This is a genomic window from Streptomyces sp. C1-1 (assembly GCF_050214755.1).
In the GTDB taxonomy this organism is placed as follows: Bacteria; Actinomycetota; Actinomycetes; order Streptomycetales; family Streptomycetaceae; genus Streptomyces.
Map to the genome: position 1 here is coordinate 4,485,184 of NZ_CP189826.1, position 23,695 is coordinate 4,508,878.

Here is a 23,695-nt window from a genome sequence, read left to right on the forward strand (position 1 = left end):
CGGACCCCGTCGGCCGCGTCCGTCACGGTCTCAACCGTGCGCCGCCGCAAGGTGCTTGGCGAGCCTCGGCGAGGCGAACTCCGTACCGCACACGAACCGCATCACCGGCCCGTACGAGGCCGCCGCGGGCAGACCGGTGAAGTACAGGCCCGGTACCGAGGACACGTAGCCGGCCCCCAGCCTGGGCGTACCGCGGCTGACGGCGAGCCGGGTGCGCAGCTCGTGGCCGAGGAAGTCCATCGCCGCGATGTCCACCCGGTAGCCGGTCGCCGCGATGACGTGGTCGGCGGACAGCTCGTCCGTCCGGCCGTCGAGCGTGCGGACCTTCAGCGCCGGGCTGCCGCCGTCGGCCTCCGCGCGCACGATCCGCTCGACCTCGCTGACCTGCACCTTGCCCTCGAAGCGGTCACGCAGCCACCAGGCGCCGAGCGGGCCGAGGACGCGGCGGACCAGGTAGTGGCGGGTCTGGGCGGGCAGATAGCGGTAGGGCTGCGGGTAGTAGCTGAACGCCCACAGGGACCAGGCACGGCCGAAGGGCGATTCGGGGCGCAGCCTGGGCTGCTTCCAGGGCGGCGAGCCGAAGTCGACCTTGCCGCGCCCGCGGGAGACCACCCGTACGTGTGCGCCCGCCTCGGCCGCCAGCGCCGCCGTCTCCAGCGCGGACTGGCCGGCGCCGACGACGATCAGGTCCTTTCCGGCGTAGCGCGTGAGGTCATGGTGCTGTGAGCTGTGGGAGACCGGGCCGGCGGGGGTGGGGCCGTCCGCGGCGGCCGTGGCGAGTTCGGCGGGCAGGTGCGCGAGGCCGGACAGCCCGGTCGCGACGACGACCGCGCGGGCGGTGAACAACTCGCCCGAGTCCAGCTTCAGTTCGAAGCCGCCTCCGTCGCGCCGGTCCACCGAGACCACCCGCACCCGCTCCAGCTCGGGCACCAGCTTCTGCTGGAACCACTCGCCGTAGGCGATGAAGGTCTCGACGGGGATGATGTCCTCGTCCGTGACCAGCCGCCTGATGCCGGCGGCGTCGCAGTAGTCGGCCAGGGTGTGGCCCTGCTGCGGGGCGTCGAGGCTGGAGGCGGCCGGTGTCGACTTCAGGAGCATTCCGGCGGGCATGTGGTCGCGCCAGCTGACCATGGGCTCGCCGAACACGCGCACCGGGATGCCGCGGGCGCGCAGATGGGCGGCGGTCGACAGGCCGAAGGGCCCGGCGCCGATGACTGCAACCGGTTGAGTCACGAAGTCCCTCCCCAGGACGTTCACTTTCGTCACTTCGTGTCCGGTTCGGACAGCCGGCGTCGCTGGCTAGCTGCTCGAACTGGTTTTGCCGCCGCGGCGGTTGGTCCGCCACAGCTGATACAGGTGCTTCGCGCCCGGCCGCACGAAGCGCGCGAGCATCGTGACGAACGGCAGCGGGTCGTCACCCGCGAGCCAGGCCAGCTCCGTCCCGCTCGCGCGCACCGGTGCGTGCGGCGTCGTATAGCCGCTGCGGCGGTAGGCGAGGAGGGCGGGCAGGTCGATGTTCTCCACGATGTACCGGTGGCCGGCCCGCTGTTCCCCCTCCGGAACGGGGCGCCCGGTCAGATCGAGGTGCATTGCGCGTACGACGTCCACCGCCGACTCGTTCTCGAAGAGCCGGAACTGTGCGCCCATGCGGGGGTTGAAGTCGAGCAGCTTGTACTGTCCGTCGCGCCGGTCGAAGCGCAGGTCGAGGTCGATGATGCCGCTGAAGCCGATCTGTTTGATGAAACGCGCGGCGATGTCGGCGAGTTCCGGGTTGTCGACGACGTACGCGTTCGCCGTCATGCCCGCGTGCGGGGGCCAGGAACGGACCTTCACGCCCGTGAACATGGCGAGCGGTGTGGAGTTGCGGTCGAAGTAGGCGTGCACGATCCAGTCCTCGGCGTCCTCCCTGGGCAGGTACTCCTGCAGGATCACGCCGGGGCGCTCGCCCCAGTCGCGGGCCAGGCGCAGCAGGCCCTCACGGGTGGCGATCCGCGTCGTGCCGTTGACCGCCGGGCGGGTGCGCCGCAGGAACGCCTCGCGGTTCTTGGCCACCACCGGGAAGCGGGCCTTCTCGGCGAAGGCGACGATGTCGTCGTAGGACTGCGGGAACGCGGCCGTCGGGCTCGGAATGCCGTGCTCCACGCACAGTTCGTGCAGGCCCTGTTTGCTGGCGAGACGGCGTGGCAGGACCGGATCCACGCGCGGGAAGAGGAAGCGGCCCGCGAGCACGTCCTGGTGTTCCGCGATCAGGACGGCGGCCTCCTCGTCGGTGGGGACGAGGACGGCGGGGCGGCCGATGCGGCGCCCGATCCGCAACAGGCCTTCGACCAGGTGGTCGGGGTCCTCCGTGCCGGTGGTCGGCCAGACGAAGGACTTCTTCAGATAGCGGGAGGAGGCGGCGGGCGTGTAGGGGTCCTCGGTGATCGCGTACATGGGCACGCCGAGGCGCCCCAGGCTGCGGATCGCGCCCACGCCGCCGTGGTGCAGCGGGTAGTCGCCGAACTTGACGATCAGGCCGGGCACGGCGCGGTCGGCCTCGAAAGGCGCACTGCTCGTGCTCCTGGCCACGGGTCCCCCCACGTGTCCCCCCTACGGACCGGACCCACCCCGTCCGTGTCCCCCAAAGGACGCTAAGCCGGAATTGGGGGCTCCGACAAGGCCAATTCGGACATTGCAAACTCTTTAGACACTGCCCAGGGCAGGCGACTCGGCCGTAACGTGTGGCGCGACCGCACGTCGGTGTGCGGTTCTTGGCTCGTGACACAGGTGAGAGTGAGGCAGCACCCATGCCCCCCTTCGATGTCCCCGAGGGCGACCCCTTCGGCCCGCACAACCTCCCGTACGGCGTGTTCTCGCTCGCGGCCGCCGGCGAGCGGACCGTCGGCGTCCGGCTGGGCGACCATGTCCTGGACGCGGGTGCGGCGGCCCGGGCGCTCGGCTCGCCGTACGCGCCCCTGCTCGCGCAACCGAACCTGAACGCGCTCCTGTCCGCCGGGCGCACCACCTGGTCGGACGTCCGCCGCGCGCTGACGGCGTGGGTGACGGTGCACCGGGAGACGATCGCCGAGCACTTCCGTCCGCTGTCGTCGGTGACGCTCCACCTTCCCTTCGAGGTCGCGGACTACGTCGACTTCTACTCCTCCGAGCACCACGCGCGGAACGTCGGCCAGATCTTCCGCCCGGACGCGCCGGACTCACTGACGCCGAACTGGAAGCACCTGCCGATCGGCTACCACGGTCGGTCGGGGACGGTGGTCGTCTCGGGCACCGATGTCGTACGGCCCTGCGGCCAGCGCAAGGCTCCGGGGGACCCGGAGCCGGTCTTCGGGCCGTCGGTCCGCCTCGACATCGAGGCGGAGGTGGGGTTCGTGGTGGGTGTGCCCTCCGCCATGGGAACGTCCGTGGGGCTCGCCGAGTTCCCCGAGCACGTCTTCGGGCTGTGCCTGCTCAACGACTGGTCGGCGCGGGACATCCAGGCCTGGGAGTACGTCCCCCTCGGACCGTTCCTCGGCAAGTCGTTCGCCACGTCGGTGTCGGCGTGGATCACGCCCCTGGACGCGCTCGACCACGCCCGCGTGGCGCCGCCGGAGCGCACGCACGCGTTGCTGCCGTATCTCGACGACACCGGCTCCTCCGATGCGGCGGTGGAGCCCGGCGGCTACGACCTGCGGATCTCCGTCGCCGTCAACGGTCACGTCGTCTCCGAGCCGCCCTTCTCCACCATGTACTGGACGGCCGCCCAGCAGCTGGCCCAGATGACGGTCAACGGCGCCTCGCTGCGCACCGGCGACCTGTACGGCTCCGGCACGGTCAGCGGCCCGGAGCCCGGGCAGCGCGGGTCGCTGCTGGAGCTGACCTGGAACGGGCGTGACCCGCTGGAACTTCCGGAGGGCAAGCGGACGTTCCTGGAGGACGGGGACGTCGTGACGCTGTCGGCGTGGGCGCCGGGGCTGGGCGGGGTCCGGGTGGGCCTCGGAGAGGTTTCGGGGCGGATCGTCGCGGGCTGAGCGGGAGTTGGGGCGGGGAGCCGGTCGGAGATCGGTGCCGCGTGACCGGGGATGCACGTGACGTAGTGGGTCTTCCGCGTCTCCTGACTCCCGCCTCCTTCGCCGTCATACTGGCGGCGGGCGCCTCGTGCGCCGGGCCCATCGGACAGGCGGGCCCTGCGCCGGCCGCCCCGCCCTCGCCCCTTTCCTCCGAACAGGAACCGGAGCCCGTGGCATGACCTACTGCCTGCTCCTGCTGACCGTCGTCGCCCTGACGGCCGCCGTGCCGGTACCGCGCGCCCTGGTGCGGGCGGCCTGGCCCGAGCGGGAGCCCGTCGTCGCCCTGTGGGTGTGGCAGTGCCTGGTCGCCACGGTCCTGCTGTGCTGCCTGACGGCGCTGACACTGGGCGCGGCCGCCGTGTTCGGCACGGTGCGCGCCCAGCTGTTCGCGCCCGCGCCGCCGGCGGTTGCCGCGGCGTACGACCTGTCCGCCGCGCCCTTCTGGGCCGCCGCCCTCACGCTGCTGCTGGCCTGCGGGGCCGCCTGGAGCACGGCGATGCTCGCCCGCGAGCTCGTCGAGGTGCGGCGGCGGCGCGGGGTGACCCGGGCGCATCTGCGCGAGCGGGCGCCGGAGCTGCCCGCCGGTCTGGAGGCGGTGGCGCGTGGTCCGCTGCTGGTGCTGGAGGACGAGTATCCGGACGCCTGGTGGATGCCGGGCCATCCGGCGCAGCTGGTCGTCACGACGGGCGCCCTGCACCGGCTCACCGACCACCAGCTGGACGCCGTGCTGACGCACGAGCAGGACCATGCGCGGGCCCACCACGACTGGCTGCTGCATCTGTCGACGGCGCTGGCCACGGGTTTTCCCCGGGTGCCGTTGTTCGCCCACTTCTGCGACCAGACGCACCGGCTGGTCGAGCTGGCCGCCGACGACACGGCGTCACGGCGGTGCGGGCACCTGACGACCGCGCTGGCGCTGATCGAACTGAACCAGCACCGGGGTGTGCTGTCCTGCTCCTCCAGCCACCGGCTGCTCGGCGAGCGGGTGGACCGGCTGCTGCAGCCGCCGCGCAGGCTGGGCCGCCGGCACCGGGCGCTCACGGCGACCGTCGCCGCGCTCGTGCCGTTGCTGCCGCTGCTGATCGTGTTCGGTCCCGGGCTGACGGCGCTGGCCTGACCCACGTCGGGGTGCCGCCGCCCGGGGCGGGCCGGAGGTCCGCCGGCCCGCGCCGAGAGTCCTCCCCCGGGCGCTCCCTCTCTACATCCAGTCGTCCGGCTCCGGCTCCTCCTCCATCTCGGGCCAGTCGTCCTCGGTGCCCGGGCCGGTGTGCGCCGCGGGCGTCTCGTCGGCCGCCCCGCCCAGCGCGGCCAGCACCGCCAGCACCCCGTCGCCGTACGTCACCAGCTTCTTCTCGCCGACGCCGCTGATGCCGCCCAGCTGCTGCACGGAGGTCGGCCAGGCCATGGCGATCTCCCGGAGCGTGGCGTCGTGGAAGATGACGTAGGCCGGGACGCCCTGCTCCCTGGCCTGCTCGGCCCGCCAGGCGCGCAGCGCCTCGAAGGCCGGCTGGAGCGCCTCGGGAAGCTCGGCCGCGGCGGCCTTGGCCTTGGAGCCCTTGGCGGAGGACGCCGACCGCGAGGTCGCCGGCTTCTTCGGCTCCTTGCGCAGCGGTACCTCCCGCTCGCGCCGCAGCACCGACCCGCTCGCCTCGGTGAGCACCAGCGTGCCGTAGTCGCCCTCGACCGCGAGCAGCCCCTGCGCGAGCAACTGCCGTACGACACCGCGCCATTCACCCTCGGCGAGGTCCTCGCCGATACCGAACACGGAGAGCTGGTCGTGGTCGAACTGGATGACCTTGGCCGTGCGCTTGCCCAGCAGGATGTCGACGATCTGCACCGCGCCGAACTTCTGCCCCCGCTCCCGCTGCAGCCGCACCACCGTGGACAGCACCTTCTGCGCGGCGACCGTGCCGTCCCAGGTCTCGGGCGGGGTGAGGCAGGTGTCGCAGTTGCCGCAGCCCGCCGCGTCCGGGTCCTGCCCGAAGTAGGCGAGGAGCTGGCCGCGCCGGCACCGGGCGCTCTCGCACAGCGCCAGCATCGAGTCCAGGTGGGCGGCGGCCCGGCGGCGGAACGCCTCGTCGCCCTCCGACGACTGGATCAGCTTGCGCTGCTGTATGACGTCGTTGAGTCCGTAGGCCATCCAGGCCGTGGAGGGCAGGCCGTCGCGTCCGGCGCGGCCCGTCTCCTGGTAGTAGCCCTCGACCGACTTGGGCAGGTCGAGGTGGGCGACGAAGCGGACGTCCGGCTTGTCGATGCCCATTCCGAAGGCGATGGTCGCGACCACGACCAGGCCTTCCTCGCGCAGGAACCGGGACTGGTGCGCCGCGCGGGTGCCCGCGTCCAGGCCCGCGTGGTACGGCACCGCCTCGACGCCGTTGCGGGTCAGGAACTCCGCCGTGGCCTCCACCGATCTGCGGGAGAGGCAGTACACGATGCCCGCGTCGCCCGCGTGCTCCTCGCGCAGGAACGCCAGCAGCTGCTTCTTCGGGTCCGCCTTCGGCACGATCCGGTACTGGATGTTGGGACGGTCGAAGCTGGCCACGAAGTGCCGGGCGGCCGGCATGTGCAGCCGCTGGGTGAGCTCCTCGTGGGTGGCGCGGGTGGCCGTCGCGGTGAGCGCGACGCGCGGTACGTCCGGCCAGCGCTCGCCGAGCAGGGACAGAGCGAGATAGTCGGGGCGGAAGTCGTGGCCCCACTGGGAGACGCAGTGTGCCTCGTCGATCGCGAAGAGGGCGATCTTGCCGCGGGAGAGCAGGTCCAGGGTGGAGTCCAGCCGCAGTCGCTCCGGGGCCAGATAGAGCAGATCCAGCTCGCCGGCCAGGAACTCGGCCTCGACCACCCGCCGCTCGTCGAAGTCCTGCGTGGAGTTCATGAAACCGGCGCGCACACCGAGCGCCCGGAGCGCGTCGACCTGGTCCTGCATCAGCGCGATGAGCGGGGAGACCACGATTCCCGTGCCGGGTCTGACCAGGGACGGAATCTGGTAGCACAGCGACTTGCCGCCGCCGGTCGGCATGAGGACCACGGCGTCGCCGCCCGCCACCACGTGCTCGATGACCGCTTCCTGCTCGCCGCGGAAGCTGTCGTACCCGAAGACGCGGTGGAGCGTGGCCAGTGCCTCGCTGTCGCCGTGTGCCACAGGCGTGTGTGCCTCGGTCGTCACAACCGTCCCGCCCATCCCGTGCATCGCTCGTCCCCCGAGTGTCGTCCCTCGACCACTGCCTCCACGATAGGGGCCCGGACTGACAGAGCCGGAGTTGTCCACAGGCCGGCGCCGGGCGATCGGCGCTCCGCCCAATGGCCCGCGTCGCGTGGCGCGGCCGTACCGGCCGGGACATGCTGCTCGGGCGGGACGCGGGTGTCCCGCGCATCCCCGATCGCATCCCCGATTGCAAGGAGCACCGCGATGGCCCCTCGGCTTCTCAAGGCCGCCGTCACCGTGGCGGTGGCAGCTGTCTGCTCACTGTCGGCCGTGCCCGCGCAGGCCGACACCGACCCCTCCGTATGGACCGATCTCGTCGACACGTACAACGCGACGGCCCGGTACGCCTACGAGGGCCTCGCCGAGGACGGTGGCTTCGTCCCCAGAGGGGGGTGCTACGCCACCGACGCGGGAGGCGTGGGCTACCACTACGTCAACAAGGCGAACATCGGCTCACTCGATCCGGCCAGACCGGCGGCCCTCGTGTACGCGGACATGGACGGCGACGACTACGTGGACACGGACGGGAGCAGCGACCACCGCAAGCTGGTCGCGGTGGAGTGGATCGTCAAGAACACGGGGCAGGCCGCGCCGACGCTGTTCGGCAAGACCTTCGACGACAACCCGCCCGGCTACTTCATTCTCCACGCGTGGCTCTACCAGCCCAACGACAACGGACTCCTCGCGGCGTACAACCCCGACGTCACGTGCCCGACCACCTGATCCGGCACGCGCGAAGGCCCCGGCTCCCACGCGGAGAACCGGGGCCCGACGCGCACGCGTTCCGGATCAGCGCACGAAGACGCTCGCCTGGCTCGCCAGGTCCAGGAAGTACTGCGGTGCCACACCGAGCACCAGCGTGACCACCACACCGAGCCCGATCGCGGTCATCGTCAGCGGCGACGGCACGGCGACCGTCGGGCCCTCCGGCCTGGGCTCGCTGAAGAACATCAGCACGATCACGCGGATGTAGAAGAAGGCCGCGATGGCGGACGAGATCACACCGATCACGACCAGCGGGGCCGCCCCGCCCTCCGCCGCCGCCTTGAACACGGCGAACTTACCGGCGAAGCCGGAGGTAAGCGGGATGCCGGCGAAGGCCAGCAGGAACACCGCGAACACGGCCGCCACCAGCGGTGAACGGCGGCCGAGTCCGGCCCACTTGGACAGGTGCGTGGCCTCGCCGCCCGCGTCGCGCACCAGGGTGACCACGGCGAAGGCACCGATGGTCACGAAGGAGTACGCGGCCAGGTAGAACAGGACGGACGAGACGCCGTCCTTCGAGGTCGCGATGACACCCGCGAGAATGAATCCCGCGTGCGCGATCGACGAGTACGCCAGCAGCCGCTTGATGTCGGTCTGGGTGATCGCGACGATCGCGCCGCCCAGCATGGTGACGATCGCGACGGCCCACATGACCGGCCGCCAGTCCCAGCGCATGCCCGGCAGGACGACGTACAGCAGACGCAGCAGCGCGCCGAACGCCGCCACCTTCGTCGCCGCCGCCATGAACCCGGTCACCGGGGTCGGCGCGCCCTGGTAGACGTCCGGCGTCCACATGTGGAACGGCACGGCGCCGACCTTGAACAGCAGGCCCATGAGGATCATCGCGCCACCGATCAGCAGCAGCGCGTCGTTGCCCATGGTGCCCGCGAGCGCCGGGTCGACGTTGGTGACGGTGCCGTCGACGACCTGCGCGATCCTCGCGTACGACACCGAGCCCGCGTACCCGTACAGCATGGCGATGCCGAACAGGGTGAACGCGGAGGCGAACGCGCCGAGCAGGAAGTACTTGACCGCGGCCTCCTGCGACATGAGCCGCTTGCGGCGGGCCAGCGCGCACAGCAGGTAGAGCGGGAGGGAGAAGACCTCCAGGGCCACGAACAGGGTCAGCAGGTCGTTGGCCGACGGGAAGACCAGCATTCCGGCGATCGCGAAGAGCAGCAGCGGGAACACCTCGGTGGTGGTGAACCCGGCCTTCACGGCCGCCTTCTCGCTGTCGCTGCCCGGCACGGACGCGGCCTGCGCGGCGAAGGAGTCGACCCGGTTGCCGTGCGCCGCCGGGTCCAGGCGCCGCTCGGCGAAGGTGAACAGGCCGACCAGTCCGGCCAGCAGGATCGTGCCCTGCAGGAACAGGGACGGCCCGTCGACCGCGATCGCGCCCATCGCCGCGATGTGCGCCTTGGTGGTGCCGTATCCGTCCGACGCGAGCGCGACGACCGCGGCGAAGGCGGCGACCAGCGCGACGAGGGACACGAACACCTGGGCGTAGTAACGGGACTTGCGCGGGACGAACGCCTCGACCAGCACCCCGACGATCGCCGCGCCCACCACGATCAGCGTGGGCGACAACTGCGCGTACTCGATCTTCGGCGCGTTGATCTTCGAGATCGGATCGGCTGCGGTCGCCGCCGTTGTCCACAGGCTGTGGACGGCTGCTGCGCTCACTTGGCCACCGCCTCCACCTCAGGCTTGGGGTCCGTCTTGTGTACGTCGGACAGGGTCGACTTCACGGCCGGGTTGACGATGTCCGTCACCGGCTTCGGGTAGACGCCCAGGAAGATCAGCAGAACGATCAGCGGGGCGACCACGAGGAGCTCGCGCACCCTGAGGTCGGGCATCGCGGAGACCTCCGGCTTCACCGGGCCCGTCATCGTCCGCTGGTACAGGACGAGGGCGTAGAGCGCGGCGAGGACGATGCCGAAGGTGCCGATGATGCCGATCGCCGGGTAGCGCGTGAACGTGCCGACCAGGACCAGGAACTCGCTCACGAACGGCGCAAGTCCCGGCAGGGACAGCGTGGCCAGCGTGCCGATCAGGAACGTGCCGGCGAGGACCGGGGCGACCTTCTGCACACCGCCGTAGTCGGCGATGAGCCGCGAGCCGCGCCGCGAGATGAGGAACCCGGCGAGCAGCATCCACGCGGCCGTGGAGATCCCGTGGTTGACCATGTAGAGCGTCGCGCCGGACTGGCCCTGGCTGGTCATCGCGAAGATGCCCATGATGATGAAGCCGAAGTGCGAGATCGACGCGTACGCCACCAGGCGCTTGATGTCCCGCTGGCCGACCGCGAGCAGCGCGCCGTAGACGATGCTGATGAGCGCCAGGACGAGGATCGCCGGCGTCGCCCACTTGCTGGCCTCCGGGAACAGCTGGAGGCAGAAGCGGAGCATCGCGAAGGTGCCGACCTTGTCGACGACGGCCGTGATGAGCACGGCGACCGGGGCGGTGGACTCCTGCATGGCGTTGGGCAGCCAGGTGTGCAGCGGCCACAGCGGCGCCTTCACCGCGAAGGCGAAGAAGAAGCCGAGGAACAGCCAGCGCTCGGTGCTCGTCGCCATGTGCAGCGAGCCGTTGGCGCGGGCCTGGGCGATCTCCTGGAGGCTGAAGTTCCCGGCGACGACGTACAGGCCGATCACCGCGGCCAGCATGATCAGCCCGCCGACCAGGTTGTAGAGGAGGAACTTCACGGCCGCGTACGACCGCTGCGTGGACGCCGCCTCCTCGCCGTGCTCGTGGGCACGGTCCCCGAAGCCGCCGATGAGGAAGTACATCGGGATGAGCATGGCTTCGAAGAAGATGTAGAAGAGGAAGACGTCGGTCGCCTCGAAGGAGATGATCACCATCGCCTCGACGGCCAGGATCAGGGCGAAGAAGCCCTGCGTCGGCCGCCAGCGGCGGCTTCCGGTCTCCAGCGGGTCGGCGTCGTGCCAGCCCGCGAGGATGATGAACGGGATCAGCAGGGCGGTCAGCGCGACCAGCGCCACCGCGATGCCGTCCACGCCCAGTTCGTAGCGGACTCCGAAGTCCGCGATCCAGGCGTGCGACTCGGTCAGTTGGTAGCGGCCGCCGTTCGGGTCGAAGCGGACCAGGACGGTGATCGCGAGGGCGAGCGTGGCGAGCGAGACGAGCAGTGCCAGCCATTTCGCGGCGGTACGCCGCGCGGCCGGCACGGCGGCCGTGGCGACCGCCCCGATCGCGGGGAGCACCGCCGTCGCTGTCAGCAGAGGAAAGGACATCGGTATCAGACCGCCCTCATCAGCAGGGTCGCGGCGACGAGGACCGCCGCACCGCCGAACATCGAGACCGCGTAGGAGCGCGCGAAGCCGTTCTGCAGCTTGCGCATGCGTCCGGACAGGCCCCCGACCGAGGCGGCCGTGCCGTTGACGACACCGTCGACCAGGGTGTGGTCGACGTACACCAGGGAACGCGTGAGGTGTTCGCCGCCGCGGACCAGGACGACGTGGTTGAAGTCGTCCTGCAGCAGGTCGCGCCGGGCGGCCCGGGTGAGCAGCGAACCGCGCGGGGCGACGGACGGCACCGGGCGGCGGCCGTACATGGCGTACGCGACGCCGACTCCGATGATCAGGCAGACCATCGTCGCGCCGGTGACGGTCGCCGCGCTGAGCGGGGAGTCGCCCTCGCTGTGACCCGTGATCGGCTCCAGCCAGTGCAGGAAGCGGTCGCCGATGCTGAAGAACCCGCCGGCGAAGACCGAGCCGAAAGCCAGCACGATCATGGGGATCGTCATGACCTTCGGGGACTCGTGCGGGTGCGGCTCCGCGTGTTCACCGTGGTGCTCGGCGGCGGGCTCCGCGCTCGGCGCCTCCGGAGAGCGGGTGGGCTGGTTCCTCCAGCGCTCCTCGCCGAAGAACGTCATCAGCATCACGCGCGTCATGTAGAACGCGGTGATGGCAGCGCCCACCAGGGCGCACGCGCCCAGGATCCAGCCCTCGGTGCCGCCCTTCGCGAAGGCCGCCTCGATGATCTTGTCCTTGGAGAAGAAGCCGGACAGGCCCGGGAAGCCGATGATCGCGAGGTAGCCGAGGCCGAAGGTGATGAAGGTGACCGGCATGTACTTCCTGAGGCCGCCGTACTTGCGCATGTCGACCTCGTCGTTCATGCCGTGCATGACCGAACCGGCGCCGAGGAACAGCCCGGCCTTGAAGAATCCGTGCGTCACCAGGTGCATGATCGCGAAAACGTAGCCGATGGGGCCGAGGCCCGCCGCCAGCACCATGTAGCCGATCTGCGACATGGTCGAGCCGGCCAGCGCCTTCTTGATGTCGTCCTTGGCGCAACCGACGATCGCACCGAACAGGAGCGTGACCGCGCCGACCACGGTGACCGCGGTCTGCGCGTCGGGCGCGCCGTTGAAGATCGCCGCGGAGCGGACGATCAGGTAGACGCCCGCGGTCACCATGGTCGCGGCGTGGATGAGGGCCGAGACCGGGGTCGGGCCCTCCATCGCGTCCCCGAGCCAGGACTGCAGCGGCACCTGGGCGGACTTGCCGCAGGCGGCGAGCAGGAGCATCAGGGCGATGGCGGTGAGCTTGCCCTCGGAGGCGTCGGTGGCGTGGCCGAGGACCGGCCCGAAGGCGAAGGTGCCGAACGTCGTGAACATCAGCATGATCGCGATGGACAGGCCCATGTCGCCGACGCGGTTGACCAGGAAGGCCTTCTTCGCCGCCGTCGCCGCGCTGGGCTTGTGCTGCCAGAAGCCGATGAGCAGGTACGACGCCAGACCGACGCCTTCCCAGCCGACGTACAGCAGAAGGTAGTTGTCGGCGAGGACCAGCAGCAGCATCGCCGCGAGGAACAGGTTCAGATAGCCGAAGAAGCGGCGGCGGCGCTCGTCGTGCTCCATGTACCCGACGGAGTACAGGTGGATCAGCGAGCCGACGCCGGTGATCAGCAGGACGAACGTCATCGACAGCTGGTCGAGGCGGAAGGTGACGTCCGCCTGGAAGCTCTCGACCGGGATCCACGTCCACAGGTGCTGGATCAGGGTGCGGTGTTCGGCGTTCTTCCCGAGCAGGTCGGCGAAGAGGATCACACCGAACACGAAGGAGGCGGTCGACATCAGGACGCCGATCCAGTGGCCGACGGCATCGAGCCGCCGGCCGCCGCACAGCAGTACGGCCGCTCCGAGCAGTGGCGCCGCCACCAGCAGCGCAATCAGGTTCTCCACGATTTCTTCCGACCCCTCAGAGCTTCATCAGGCTGGCGTCGTCGACCGAGGCCGAGTGGCGGGTGCGGAACAGGGACACGATGATCGCGAGTCCGACCACGACCTCCGCGGCGGCGACGACCATCGTGAAGAACGCGATGATCTGGCCGTCGAGGTTGCCGTGCAGCCGGGAGAAGGTGACGAACGCGAGGTTGCACGCGTTCAGCATCAGCTCGATGCACATGAAGACGACGATCGCGTTGCGCCTGATCAGCACGCCGGTGGCGCCGATCGTGAACAACAGGGCCGAGAGATACAGGTAGTTGACCGGGTTCACTTCGACGCCTCCTCCCGCTTGAAGGTGGCCGGTTCGATCTCGGTGCGCTCCAGGCGCTCCTCCGCGCGCTGCTCCAGCGCCTTGAGGTCGTTGAGCGCCTCGGCCGACACGTCGCGGATCTGACCGCGCTCGCGCAGGGTCTTGCTGACCGTGAGCTCCGACGGGGTGCCGTCGGGCAGCAGGCCCGCGATGTCGACCGCGTTGTGCCGGGCGTAGACGCCGGGCGCCGGGAGCGGCGGTACGTGCTTGCCCTCGCGGACGCGCTGCTCGGACAGCTCGCGCTGCGTCTTGGCGCGCTCGGTGCGCTCGCGGTGGGTGAGCACCATCGCGCCGACGGCGGCCGTGATCAGCAGCGCGCCGGTGATCTCGAAGGCGAAGACGTACTTGGTGAAGATGAGGGCCGCCAGGCCTTCCACATTGCCGTTGGCGTTGGCCTGGCCGGTGCCGTTGAACTCCTTCAGGGAGGCGTTGCCGATCCCGGCGAACAGCAGGACCCCGAAGCCGACGCCGCAGAGAAGGGCCAGCCAGCGCTGGCCCTTGATGGTCTCCTTCAGCGAGTCCGCGGCCGTCACGCCGACGAGCATCACCACGAAGAGGAACAGCATCATGATCGCGCCGGTGTAGACGACGATCTGCACGATGCCCAGGAAGTAGGCGCCGTTGGCGAGGTAGAAGATCGCCAGGACGATCATGGTGCCGGCGAGGGACAGGGCGCTGTGCACGGACTTCTTCATGAAGACGGTGGACAGGGCGCCGATCACGGCGACGGTGCCGAGGACCCAGAACTGGAAGGCCTCTCCGGTGGAGGTGGAGTAGGCGGCGAGTTGCGCGCTCATCGGCCGACCACCTTCCCCGACGCGGGCTCTTCCTCGCCGAAGGTCGAGTCGGCCTCCTGGACGACCTCGCCCTTGGAGGTGGCGACCTGGGGCACGGTGCCGGGTGCGGCCTCGGTGACCAGGCCCCGGTAGTAGTCCTGCTCGTCCGTCCCCGGGTAGATCGCGTGCGGGGAGTCGACCATGCCCTCTTCGAGGCCCGCGAGCAGCTGCTCCTTGGTGTAGATGAGGTTGGCGCGGCTGGAGTCGGCCAGCTCGAACTCGTTGGTCATCGTGAGCGCGCGCGTGGGGCACGCCTCGATGCACAGGCCGCACAGGATGCAGCGGGCGTAGTTGATCTGGTAGACGCGGCCGTACCTCTCACCCGGCGAGTAGCGCTCCTCGTCCGTGTTGTCGGCGCCCTCCACATAGATGGCGTCGGCGGGGCAGGCCCAGGCGCACAGCTCGCAGCCGACGCACTTCTCCAGGCCGTCCGGATGGCGGTTGAGCTGGTGCCGTCCGTGGAAACGGGGAGCGGTGGTCTTCTGCTGCTCCGGGTACTGCTCGGTCAGCCGCTTCTTGAACATGGCCTTGAAGGTCACGCCGAAGCCGGCGACGGGGTTCATGAAACCGGGCTTGGTCTCCTTGGGCTCCTCAGCCATCGGACGCCTCCTTTCCATCCGAAGATCCGTCACTGGCAGTATCCGACCCGCCACTGACAATCAGCTCCCGCTCTCGGCGCGAGCTGCGCCTCGGCACCGGCGGGAGCTCCTGTCCGGGCAGCGGCGGTACGGGGAATCCGCCCGCCATCGGGTCGAACCCGGCGGGCTGTGCGGCCTCCTGCTCGCTCGCCTTGGCCTTCTCGCGGAACATGTCGGCGACGAAGGACAGCAGGAGCAGGGCGAGGACGGCGCCGCCGATGTAGAGGGCGATGTCGGCGAAGTCGTAGTTCTCGTTCCTCAGCGCCCGCACCGTCGCGACCAGCATCAGCCAGACCACGGAGACGGGGATGAGGACCTTCCAGCCGAGCTTCATCAGCTGGTCGTAGCGCACCCGCGGGAGCGTGCCGCGCAGCCAGATGAAGAAGAACAGCAGCAGCTGGACCTTGATCGTGAACCACAGCAGCGGCCACCAGCCGTGGTTGGCGCCCTCCCAGAAGGTGCTGATCGGCCAGGGGGCGCGCCAGCCGCCGAGGAAGAGGGTGGTCGACACGGCCGAGACGGTCACCATGTTGACGTACTCGGCGAGCATGAACATCGCGAACTTGATCGACGAGTACTCGGTGTTGAAGCCGCCGACCAGGTCGCCCTCGGACTCCGGCATGTCGAAGGGGGCGCGGTTGGTCTCGCCCACCATGGTGACGATGTAGAGGATGAAGGAGACCGGCAGCAGCAGGATGTACCAGCGGTCGTGCTGCTGCTCGACGATCGTCGACGTCGACATCGACCCGGAGTAGAGGAACACGGAGGCGAACGCGGCGCCCATGGCGATCTCGTACGAGATCATCTGCGCGCAGGAGCGCAGGCCGCCCAGGAGCGGGTAGGTCGATCCGGAACTCCAGCCCGCCAGCACGATGCCGTAGATGCCGACCGAGGCGACCGCGAGGATGAAGAGCATCGCGATCGGCAGGTCGGTGAGCTGCATCGCGGTCCGCGTGCCGAAGATCGAGACCTCGTTGTCGGCCGGCCCGAAGGGGATCACCGCGATCGCCATGAAGGCCGGGATGGCCGCGACGATCGGCGCGAGGACGTACACCACCTTGTCGGCGCGCTTGACGATGAGGTCTTCCTTGAGCATCAGCTTCACACCGTCGGCGAGCGACTGGAGCATGCCCCAGGGGCCGTGCCGGTTGGGGCCGATGCGCAACTGCATCCAGGCGACGACCTTGCGCTCCCAGACGATGGAGAACAGCACGGTCACCATCAGGAAGGCGAAGCAGAAGACGGCCTTGATCACGACCAGCCACCAGGGGTCGCTGCCGAACATCGAGAGGTCTTCAGCGGCGAAGTACGGGCTCATCCCTCCACCTCCTTCGGGGCCTCGCCGACGGTCGTCGCCGGGCCGATGCGGACCAGGGCGCCGGGCAGCGCACCGGTGTCGGAGGCGACTCCCCCGCCGACGGAGTTCAGCGGGAGCCAGACCACCCGGTCGGGCATCTCCGCCGTCTGCAGGGGGAGTTCGACCGTTCCCGAGGGGCCGGTCACGGCGAGGACATCGCCGTCCTTGACGCCCGCCTCGGCTGCCGTCGCGGCCGACACGCGCGCGTGGGCGGCGTGCCGTGTGCCGGCGAGCGCCTCGTCGCCCTCCTGGAGGACGCCCCGGTCGAGCAGGAGGCGGTGCCCGGCGAGCACTGCTTCCCCGGCCGCGGGCCTCGGCAACTGGACCCCGGTCTCCAGGGGTTCGGAGGCACGCGGCCCGTCCCAGGGACCGAGCCGGTCGATCTCCTGGCGCACGGTGCGCAGGTCCGGCAGACCCAGGTGCACGTCCATGGCGTCGGCCAGCATCTGCAGCACGCGCGCGTCGGTCGGTGCGAGGCGGCGGGTCATCTGGTCGGGCTTGAGCGCGGCCTCGAAGAAGCGCACCCTGCCTTCCCAGTTGAGGAAGGTGCCGGCCTTCTCGGCGACCGCGGCGACCGGCAGGACGACGCTGGCGTGCTCGCTGACCTCACTGGGCCGCAGCTCCAGCGACACCACGAACCCGGCCTCGTGCAGTGCTTCACGCGCGCGTGCCGGGTCGGGCAGATCGGCGATCTCGACGCCCGCGACCACCAGGGCCTGCAGTTCGCCGCTCGCGGCGGCCTCCACGATCTGGCTGGTGTCGCGGCCGTAGCGGTGCGGGAGTCCCGCGACCCGCCAGACCTCGGCGACCTCTTCACGCGCGCGTGGGTCGGTCGCCGGACGCCCGCCCGGCAGCAGGGACGGCAGCGCGCCGGCCTCCACCGCAGCGCGCTCTCCGGCCCGCCGCGGGATCCACACCAGCTGGGCCCCGGTGGCGGAGGCGGCCCGCACGGCGGCGGTCAGACCACCCGCCACGGCGGCGAGCCGCTCGCCGACGACGATCACGGCGCCCTCGGCGCGCAGCGCCTCGGCGGCCTTCGCACCGTCGTCCTCCAGGCCGACCCCGCTCGCGAGCGCGTCCAGCCACTCGGTCTCGGTACCGGGAGCCGCCGGCAGCAGCGTGCCGCCCGCCTTCTCCAGACCGCGCGTCGCGTGCGTGGCCAGCGCGAACACCTTCTGCCCGTGCTTGCGCCAGGCCTTGCGCAGCCTCAGGAAGACGCCGGGCGCCTCCTCCTCGGCCTCGAAGCCGACCAGCAGGACGGAGGGCGCCTTCTCCAGGGAGGTGTACGTGACACCCGTACCGTCGAGGTCCCGTCCTCGTCCGGCGACCCGTGACGCCAGGAAGTCGGCCTCCTCGCCGCTGTGCACGCGCGCGCGGAAGTCGATGTCGTTCGTGTCGAGCGCCACGCGCGCGAACTTGCTGTACGCGTAGGCGTCCTCGACGGTGAGCCGGCCGCCGGTCAGGACACCGGTGCGGCCGCGCGAGGCGAGCAGGCCCTGAGCGGCGATCTGCAGCGCCTCCGGCCAGGAGGCGGGTTCGAGGTCACCCTCGGCGTTGCGCACCAGGGGGGTGGTGAGCCGGTCGCGCTGCTGCGCGTAGCGGAACGCGAAGCGGCCCTTGTCGCAGATCCACTCCTCGTTGACCTCGGGGTCGTTGGCCGCCAGGCGCCGCATGACCTTGCCGCGCCGGTGGTCGGTGCGGGTCGCGCAGCCGCCGGAGCAGTGCTCGCACACGCTCGGCGAGGAGATCAGGTCGAAGGGGCGGGAGCGGAATCGGTACGCCGCCGAGGTGAGCGCGCCCACCGGGCAGATCTGGATGGTGTTGCCCGAGAAGTACGACTCGAAGGGGTCGCCCTCACCGGTGCCGACCTGCTGCAGCGCGCCCCGCTCCAGCAGCTCGATCATCGGGTCGCCGGCGACCTGGTTGGAGAAGCGGGTGCAGCGCGCGCACAGCACGCACCGCTCGCGGTCGAGCAGGACCTGCGTGGAGATCGCGACCGGCTTCTCGTACGTGCGCTTCTTGCCGTCGAAGCGGGACTCGGCCTGGCCGTGCGACATGGCCTGGTTCTGCAGCGGGCACTCGCCGCCCTTGTCGCAGACCGGGCAGTCCAGCGGGTGGTTGATGAGCAGCAGCTCCATCACACCGTGCTGGGCCTTCTCGGCGACCGGGGAGCTGAGCTGCGTCTTGACGACCATGCCGTCCGTGCAGGTGATGGTGCAGGACGCCATCGGCTTGCGCTGGCCCTCGACCTCGACGATGCACTGCCTGCAGGCGCCGACCGGGTCGAGGAGGGGGTGGTCGCAGAAGCGGGGGATCTCGATGCCGAGCTGCTCGGCGGCCCGGATGACCAGGGTGCCCTTGGGCACGCTGATCTCGGCGCCGTCGATCGTCAGCGTGACGAGGTCTTCCGGCGGGACCGCCGCCTCTCCCCCTCCGGAGGGAGCACTGGTGGTCACGGTCATGCGTTCACCTCCGGGCGGTCCGCCCAGGCCGTCGACTTGGCCGGGTCGAAGGGGCAGCCCCGGCCGGTGATGTGCTGCTCGTACTCCTCGCGGAAGTACTTCAGCGAGGAGAAGATCGGCGAGGCGGCGCCGTCGCCGAGGGCGCAGAACGCCTTGCCGTTGATGTTGTCGGCGATGTCGTTCAGCTTGTCGAGGTCGGACATGACGCCCTTGCCGGCCTCGATGTCACGCAGCAACTGCACGAGCCAGTACGTGCCTTCGCGGCACGGCGTGCACTTGCCGCAGGACTCGTGGGCGTAGAACTCGGTCCAGCGGGTGACGGCGCGGACGACGCAGGTCGTCTCGTCGAAGCACTGCAGGGCCTTGGTGCCGAGCATGGAACCGGCGGCGCCGACGCCCTCGTAGTCGAGGGGTACGTCGAGGTGCTCCTCGGTGAACATCGGCGTCGAGGAGCCGCCCGGCGTCCAGAACTTCAGCCGGTGGCCCGCCCGCATGCCGCCGCTCATCTCCAGCAGCTGGCGGAGCGTGATGCCGAGCGGGGCCTCGTACTGGCCGGGGCTCGTGACATGGCCGCTGAGCGAGTACAGCGTGAAGCCGGGGGACTTCTCGCTGCCCATCGACCGGAACCATTCCTTGCCCCGGTTGATGATCGCGGGAACCGACGCGATCGACTCGACGTTGTTCACAACAGTCGGGCACGCGTAGAGGCCCGCCACGGCGGGGAAAGGGGGACGGAGCCGCGGTTGACCCCGGCGGCCTTCGAGCGAGTCGAGCAGTGCGGTCTCCTCACCGCAGATGTACGCGCCGGCGCCGGCGTGCACGGTGAGTTCCAGGTTCAGCCCGCTGCCCAGGATGTTCTCGCCGAGGTAGCCCGCCGCGTAGGCCTCGCGCACGGCCTCGTGCAACCGCCGCAGAACGGGGACGACTTCACCACGCAGATAGATGAAGGCATGCGAAGACCTGATGGCGTAACACGCGATGACGATGCCCTCGATGAGGCTGTGCGGGTTCGCGAAGAGGAGCGGGATGTCCTTGCAGGTCCCCGGCTCCGACTCGTCGGCGTTGACAACTAGATAGTGCGGCTTTCCATCACCCTGGGGAATGAACTGCCATTTCATTCCCGTCGGGAATCCCGCGCCGCCGCGGCCGCGCAGACCGGAGTCCTTGACGTACGCGATCAGGTCGTCCGGCGACATCGCGAGCGCCTTGCGCAGGCCCTCGTATCCCTCGTGCCTCTTGTAGACGTCCAGCGACCAGGACCTGTCCTCGTCCCAGAAGGCCGACAGCACGGGTGCGAGCAGCTTCTCCGGGCTGGTGCCCCTCAGTTCGGGTGCCAAGGTCATCACTCCCCCTCCTCGGCGGCGGGCCCTGCCAGGTGGGCTGGGTCGGAGGCCGACGTGTCCTGCGGCGCGTCGTGCGAGCTGAGGTGCTCGGTCGGCGACGGCTCGTGCACTTGCCTGTTCTGCGGCTCGTCGTGCGGGCCGCCGTTCCGCGGATGGACCACGCGCGCGGGTGCGGCCTCTCCCCTTGCCAGGCGGAGGCCCACCAGCGACGCCGGTCCCGCACTGCCGCCCTCCTCGACGGCCCCGGGCCGCTCGTCGGGGAAGCCGGCCAGGATCCGCGCGGTCTCCTTGAAGGTGCACAGGCGCGCCCCGCGGGTGGGCTCGACGTCCCGTCCCGCGCGCAGGTCGTCGACGAGGCGCTTGGCGCTGGCCGGGGTCTGGTTGTCGAAGAACTCCCAGTTGACCATCACCACCGGCGCGAAGTCGCAGGCCGCGTTGCACTCGATGTGCTCCAGGGTGACCTTGCCGTCGCCGGTGGTCTCGCCGTTCCCGACGCCGAGGTGCTCCTGGAGCTCCTCGAAGATCGCGTCGCCGCCCATCACCGCGCACAGGGTGTTGGTGCAGACGCCGACCTGGTAGTCGCCGCTCGGCCTGCGCCGGTACATCGTGTAGAAGGTCGCGACGGCGGTGACCTCGGCCGTGGTCAGCTCCAGCACGTCCGCGCAGAACTGCATCCCGGTGCGCGTGACATGGCCCTCCTCCGACTGCACGAGGTGCAGCAAGGGCAGCAGGGCCGAGCGGGAGTCGGGGTAGCGGGCGATGATCTCGCGCGCGTCCCTCTCGAGCCGTTCACGGACGTCGTCCGGGTAGGCGGGCGCGGGCAGTTCGGGCATGCCCAGGCTGACGCCGTGCTCCGAAGAACTGGTGGTCACCGGTCGACGCCTCCCATCACGGGGTCGATGGACGCGACGGCGACGATGACGTCGGCGACCTGGCCGCCTTCGCACATCGCCGCCATGGCCTGCAGGTTGGTGAAGGACGGGTCGCGGAAGTGGACCCGGTAGGGGCGGGTGCCGCCGTCGGACACGGCGTGCACACCGAGTTCGCCCTTGGGCGATTCGACGGCCGCGTACGCCTGTCCCGGCGGGACGCGGAAGCCCTCGGTGACCAGCTTGAAGTGGTGGATCAGGGCCTCCATGGAGGTGCCCATGATCTTCTTGATGTGGTCGAGGGAGTTGCCGAGCCCGTCCGGTCCCAGGGCGAGCTGGGCGGGCCAGGCGATCTTCTTGTCGGCGACCATGACCGGGCCGGGCTGCAGCCGGTCCAGGCACTGCTCGATGATGCCCAGCGACTGGCGCATCTCCTCCAGGCGGATCAGGAAGCGCCCGTAGGAGTCGCAGGTGTCGGCGGTCGGGATCTCGAAGTCGTAGGTCTCGTAGTCGCAGTAGGGCTGTGCCTTGCGCAGGTCGTGCGGCAGGCCGGTGGAGCGCAGGATCGGTCCCGTCGCGCCGAGGGCCATGCAGCCGGCCAGGTCCAGATAGCCGACGTCCTGCATACGGGCCTTGAAGATGGGGTTCCCGGTGGCGAGCTTGTCGTACTCCGGGAGGTTCTTCCTCATCTTCTTCACGAACTCGCGGATGTGGTCCACCGCGCCGGGCGGCAGGTCCTGGGCGAGTCCGCCGGGCCGGATGTACGCGTGGTTCATGCGCAGGCCCGTGATGAGCTCGTAGATGTCGAGAATCATTTCACGATCACGGAATCCGTAGATCATGATCGTGGTGGCGCCGAGCTCCATGCCGCCGGTGGCGATGCACACCAGGTGGGAGGAGAGCCGGTTCAGCTCCATCAGGAGTACCCGGATGATCTTGGCGCGCTCGGTGATCTGGTCCTCGATGCCGAGGAGCTTCTCTACGGCGAGACAGTAGGCGGTCTCGTTGAAGAAGGACGTCAGGTAGTCCATGCGCGTCACGAACGTGGTGCCCTGCGTCCACGTGCGGAACTCGAGGTTCTTCTCGATACCGGTGTGCAGGTAGCCGATGCCGCAGCGGGCCTCGGTGACCGTCTCACCGTCGATCTCCAGGATCAGGCGCAGCACTCCGTGGGTGGACGGGTGCTGGGGACCCATGTTGACGACGATGCGCTCGTCGTCGGCGCGGGCCGCGGACTGGACGATCTCGTCCCAGTCGCCTCCGGTGACCGTATATACGGTGCCCTCGGTGGTCTCGCGCGGAGAGGCTTGCGAAGTGCTCACGAGTACGACCTCCGCTGGTCCGGAGCCGGGATCTGGGCGCCCTTGTACTCGACGGCGATGCCGCCGAGGGGGTAGTCCTTGCGCTGCGGATGGCCCTGCCAGTCGTCCGGCATCATGATCCGGGTCAGGGCCGGGTGACCGTCGAAGACGATCCCGAAGAAGTCGTAGGTCTCGCGCTCGTGCCAGTCGTTGGTCGGGTACACCGACACCAGCGACGGGATCTTCGGGTCGCTGTCGGGGGCGCTGACCTCGAGGCGGATGAGCCTGTTGTGGGTGATCGAGCGCAGGTGGTAGACGGCGTGCAGCTCGCGGCCCTTGTCGTGGAGGTAGTGGACTCCGCTGACGCCGGTGCACAGCTCGAAGCGCAGGGCCGGGTCGTCGCGCAGGGTGCGGGCGACGCGCAGCAGGTGCTCACGCTCGATGTGGAAGGTGAGTTCGCCGCGGTCGACGACCGTCTTCTCGATGGCGTTGTCGGGCAGCAGGCCCTGTTCCTCCAGGGCGCCCTCGAGTTCGTCGGCGACCTCGTCGAACCAGCCGCCGTAGGGGCGGGCGGCCGGTCCCGGGAGGCGGATCGAGCGGACCAGGCCGCCGTAGCCGGAGGTGTCGCCGCCGTTGGCGGCGCCGAACATGCCGCGCTGGACGCGGATCTCCTCGCCGCCCTCGCCGCGCTGGCCGGGGAGGTTGGAGGCGCCGAGGTCCTTCTCGGGGTTCACCCCGTTGGCGTCGCTCACCGCAGCAGCCCCTTCATCTCGATCGTGGGCAGGGCCTTGAGCGCCGCCTCCTCCGCCTCGCGGGCCGCCTCCTCGGCGTTCACGCCGAGCTTGGAGGTCTGGATCTTGTGGTGGAGCTTGAGGATGGCGTCCAGCAGCATTTCGGGCCGTGGCGGGCAGCCCGGGAGATAGATGTCGACCGGGACGATGTGGTCGACGCCCTGGACGATGGCGTAGTTGTTGAACATGCCGCCCGAGGAGGCGCAGACCCCCATGGAGATCACCCACTTGGGGTTCGGCATCTGGTCGTAGACCTGCCTGAGCACCGGCGCCATCTTCTGGCTGACCCGGCCGGCGACGATCATCAGGTCCGCCTGGCGGGGTGAGCCGCGGAAGACCTCCATGCCGAAGCGCGCCAGGTCGTAGCGGCCGGCGCCGGTGGTCATCATCTCGATGGCGCAGCAGGCCAGGCCGAAGGTCGCCGGGAAGACGGACGCCTTGCGCACCCAGCCCGCGGCCTGCTCGACGGTGGTCAGCAGGAAGCCGCTCGGCAGCTTTTCTTCGAGTCCCATGTCGTTAAAGGC

19 protein-coding genes are annotated in these 23,695 nt (G+C 70.1%); 3 read left to right on the top strand and 16 right to left on the bottom strand.

What is annotated here, in order from left to right; genetic code table 11:
* Positions 1-30: 30 nt before the first annotated feature.
* Both ACQF4J_RS20415 and ACQF4J_RS20420 read right to left on the bottom strand, forming a co-directional pair.
* Complete coding sequence (locus tag ACQF4J_RS20415) at positions 31-1,233, bottom strand: FAD-dependent oxidoreductase (RefSeq protein WP_351575703.1); 1,203 nt, start codon at positions 1,231-1,233, stop codon at positions 31-33.
* 66 nt (positions 1,234-1,299) lie between these two features.
* Complete coding sequence (locus tag ACQF4J_RS20420; protein WP_427166417.1) at positions 1,300-2,568, bottom strand: ATP-grasp domain-containing protein; 1,269 nt, start codon at positions 2,566-2,568, stop codon at positions 1,300-1,302.
* A 218-nt stretch (positions 2,569-2,786) separates the two neighbouring features.
* Between ACQF4J_RS20420 and fahA the strand changes: the two genes are divergently transcribed.
* Both fahA and ACQF4J_RS20430 read left to right on the top strand, forming a co-directional pair.
* Positions 2,787-4,007: a fumarylacetoacetase gene (gene fahA / locus ACQF4J_RS20425; protein ID WP_427166419.1), complete on the top strand. Its 1,221-nt coding sequence runs from the start codon at positions 2,787-2,789 to the stop codon at positions 4,005-4,007.
* 214 nt (positions 4,008-4,221) lie between these two features.
* A complete protein-coding gene (locus ACQF4J_RS20430; protein ID WP_351575695.1) occupies positions 4,222-5,163 on the top strand; it encodes a M56 family metallopeptidase in 942 nt (313 codons plus the stop codon).
* A gap of 81 nt (positions 5,164-5,244) precedes the next feature.
* Here ACQF4J_RS20430 and recQ read toward each other — a convergent pair whose 3' ends face one another.
* Positions 5,245-7,224: a DNA helicase RecQ gene (recQ, locus tag ACQF4J_RS20435; protein WP_427166421.1), complete on the bottom strand. Its 1,980-nt coding sequence runs from the start codon at positions 7,222-7,224 to the stop codon at positions 5,245-5,247.
* 228 nt (positions 7,225-7,452) lie between these two features.
* Here recQ and ACQF4J_RS20440 point away from each other — a divergent pair, with 228 nt between their 5' ends.
* Entirely contained in the window at positions 7,453-7,971 is a 519-nt protein-coding gene (locus tag ACQF4J_RS20440) for a hypothetical protein (protein WP_351802410.1), read from the top strand.
* Positions 7,972-8,037: 66 nt separating this feature from the next.
* On the opposite strand, the gene nuoN is transcribed toward ACQF4J_RS20440, so the two are convergent.
* The 13 genes from nuoN to ACQF4J_RS20505 are packed head-to-tail and all read right to left on the bottom strand — an operon-like array spanning position 8,038 to position 23,683.
* Complete coding sequence (nuoN, locus tag ACQF4J_RS20445; protein WP_351575686.1) at positions 8,038-9,696, bottom strand: NADH-quinone oxidoreductase subunit NuoN; 1,659 nt, start codon at positions 9,694-9,696, stop codon at positions 8,038-8,040.
* Positions 9,693-11,267: an NADH-quinone oxidoreductase subunit M gene (locus ACQF4J_RS20450; protein WP_351575683.1), complete on the bottom strand. Its 1,575-nt coding sequence runs from the start codon at positions 11,265-11,267 to the stop codon at positions 9,693-9,695. Before ACQF4J_RS20450 ends, nuoN begins: the two co-directional genes overlap by 4 nt.
* Before the next feature lie 5 nt (positions 11,268-11,272).
* Positions 11,273-13,219, bottom strand: coding sequence for an NADH-quinone oxidoreductase subunit L (nuoL, locus tag ACQF4J_RS20455; RefSeq protein WP_351575680.1), 1,947 nt, complete (start codon positions 13,217-13,219; stop codon positions 11,273-11,275).
* A 16-nt stretch (positions 13,220-13,235) separates the two neighbouring features.
* Positions 13,236-13,535 carry an NADH-quinone oxidoreductase subunit NuoK gene (gene nuoK, locus ACQF4J_RS20460; protein ID WP_058923865.1) on the bottom strand — a complete coding sequence of 100 codons (300 nt, stop codon included), beginning with the start codon at positions 13,533-13,535 and terminating at the stop codon, positions 13,236-13,238.
* The gene (locus ACQF4J_RS20465) at positions 13,532-14,371 is read right to left on the bottom strand and encodes an NADH-quinone oxidoreductase subunit J (protein ID WP_351575672.1); all 840 of its coding nucleotides are present in this window, start codon (positions 14,369-14,371) and stop codon (positions 13,532-13,534) included. The genes nuoK and ACQF4J_RS20465 overlap by 4 nt, the downstream gene beginning before the upstream one ends.
* Positions 14,368-15,009: an NADH-quinone oxidoreductase subunit NuoI gene (gene nuoI / locus ACQF4J_RS20470; RefSeq protein ID WP_351575669.1), complete on the bottom strand. Its 642-nt coding sequence runs from the start codon at positions 15,007-15,009 to the stop codon at positions 14,368-14,370. Before nuoI ends, ACQF4J_RS20465 begins: the two co-directional genes overlap by 4 nt.
* Entirely contained in the window at positions 15,002-16,366 is a 1,365-nt protein-coding gene (nuoH, locus tag ACQF4J_RS20475; protein ID WP_427166423.1) for an NADH-quinone oxidoreductase subunit NuoH, read from the bottom strand. Before nuoH ends, nuoI begins: the two co-directional genes overlap by 8 nt.
* Complete coding sequence (locus ACQF4J_RS20480) at positions 16,363-18,867, bottom strand: NADH-quinone oxidoreductase subunit G (RefSeq protein ID WP_427166424.1); 2,505 nt, start codon at positions 18,865-18,867, stop codon at positions 16,363-16,365. The genes nuoH and ACQF4J_RS20480 overlap by 4 nt, the downstream gene beginning before the upstream one ends.
* Positions 18,864-20,213, bottom strand: a complete 1,350-nt coding sequence (nuoF, locus tag ACQF4J_RS20485) for an NADH-quinone oxidoreductase subunit NuoF (RefSeq protein WP_351575660.1) — start codon at positions 20,211-20,213, stop codon at positions 18,864-18,866. Before nuoF ends, ACQF4J_RS20480 begins: the two co-directional genes overlap by 4 nt.
* The gene (nuoE, locus tag ACQF4J_RS20490; RefSeq protein WP_427166425.1) at positions 20,210-21,082 is read right to left on the bottom strand and encodes an NADH-quinone oxidoreductase subunit NuoE; all 873 of its coding nucleotides are present in this window, start codon (positions 21,080-21,082) and stop codon (positions 20,210-20,212) included. The genes nuoF and nuoE overlap by 4 nt, the downstream gene beginning before the upstream one ends.
* Positions 21,079-22,401 (bottom strand): NADH-quinone oxidoreductase subunit D, encoded by a 1,323-nt coding sequence (locus tag ACQF4J_RS20495; RefSeq protein WP_351575655.1) that lies wholly within the window; start codon positions 22,399-22,401, stop codon positions 21,079-21,081. Before ACQF4J_RS20495 ends, nuoE begins: the two co-directional genes overlap by 4 nt.
* Positions 22,398-23,132 (bottom strand): NADH-quinone oxidoreductase subunit C, encoded by a 735-nt coding sequence (locus tag ACQF4J_RS20500; RefSeq protein ID WP_351575652.1) that lies wholly within the window; start codon positions 23,130-23,132, stop codon positions 22,398-22,400. Before ACQF4J_RS20500 ends, ACQF4J_RS20495 begins: the two co-directional genes overlap by 4 nt.
* Positions 23,129-23,683: a NuoB/complex I 20 kDa subunit family protein gene (locus ACQF4J_RS20505; RefSeq protein WP_094215591.1), complete on the bottom strand. Its 555-nt coding sequence runs from the start codon at positions 23,681-23,683 to the stop codon at positions 23,129-23,131. Before ACQF4J_RS20505 ends, ACQF4J_RS20500 begins: the two co-directional genes overlap by 4 nt.
* Positions 23,684-23,695: the final 12 nt, after the last annotated feature.

What these genes read in the sequence shown, in the direction of transcription:
- fahA (WP_427166419.1), top strand. Translation starts at nt 2,787, where the DNA reads ATGCCCCCCTTCGATGTCCCCGAGGGCGACCCCTTCGGCCCGCACAAC.
- ACQF4J_RS20430 (WP_351575695.1), top strand. Translation starts at nt 4,222, where the DNA reads ATGACCTACTGCCTGCTCCTGCTGACCGTCGTCGCCCTGACGGCCGCC.
- ACQF4J_RS20450 (WP_351575683.1), bottom strand. Translation starts at nt 11,267, where the DNA reads ATGTCCTTTCCTCTGCTGACAGCGACGGCGGTGCTCCCCGCGATCGGG.
- ACQF4J_RS20505 (WP_094215591.1), bottom strand. Translation starts at nt 23,683, where the DNA reads ATGGGACTCGAAGAAAAGCTGCCGAGCGGCTTCCTGCTGACCACCGTC.
- nuoH (WP_427166423.1), bottom strand. Translation starts at nt 16,366, where the DNA reads ATGAGCCCGTACTTCGCCGCTGAAGACCTCTCGATGTTCGGCAGCGAC.
- ACQF4J_RS20480 (WP_427166424.1), bottom strand. Translation starts at nt 18,867, where the DNA reads ATGACCGTGACCACCAGTGCTCCCTCCGGAGGGGGAGAGGCGGCGGTC.
- nuoI (WP_351575669.1), bottom strand. Translation starts at nt 15,009, where the DNA reads ATGGCTGAGGAGCCCAAGGAGACCAAGCCCGGTTTCATGAACCCCGTC.
- ACQF4J_RS20465 (WP_351575672.1), bottom strand. Translation starts at nt 14,371, where the DNA reads ATGAGCGCGCAACTCGCCGCCTACTCCACCTCCACCGGAGAGGCCTTC.
- recQ (WP_427166421.1), bottom strand. Translation starts at nt 7,224, where the DNA reads ATGGGCGGGACGGTTGTGACGACCGAGGCACACACGCCTGTGGCACAC.
- ACQF4J_RS20440 (WP_351802410.1), top strand. Translation starts at nt 7,453, where the DNA reads ATGGCCCCTCGGCTTCTCAAGGCCGCCGTCACCGTGGCGGTGGCAGCT.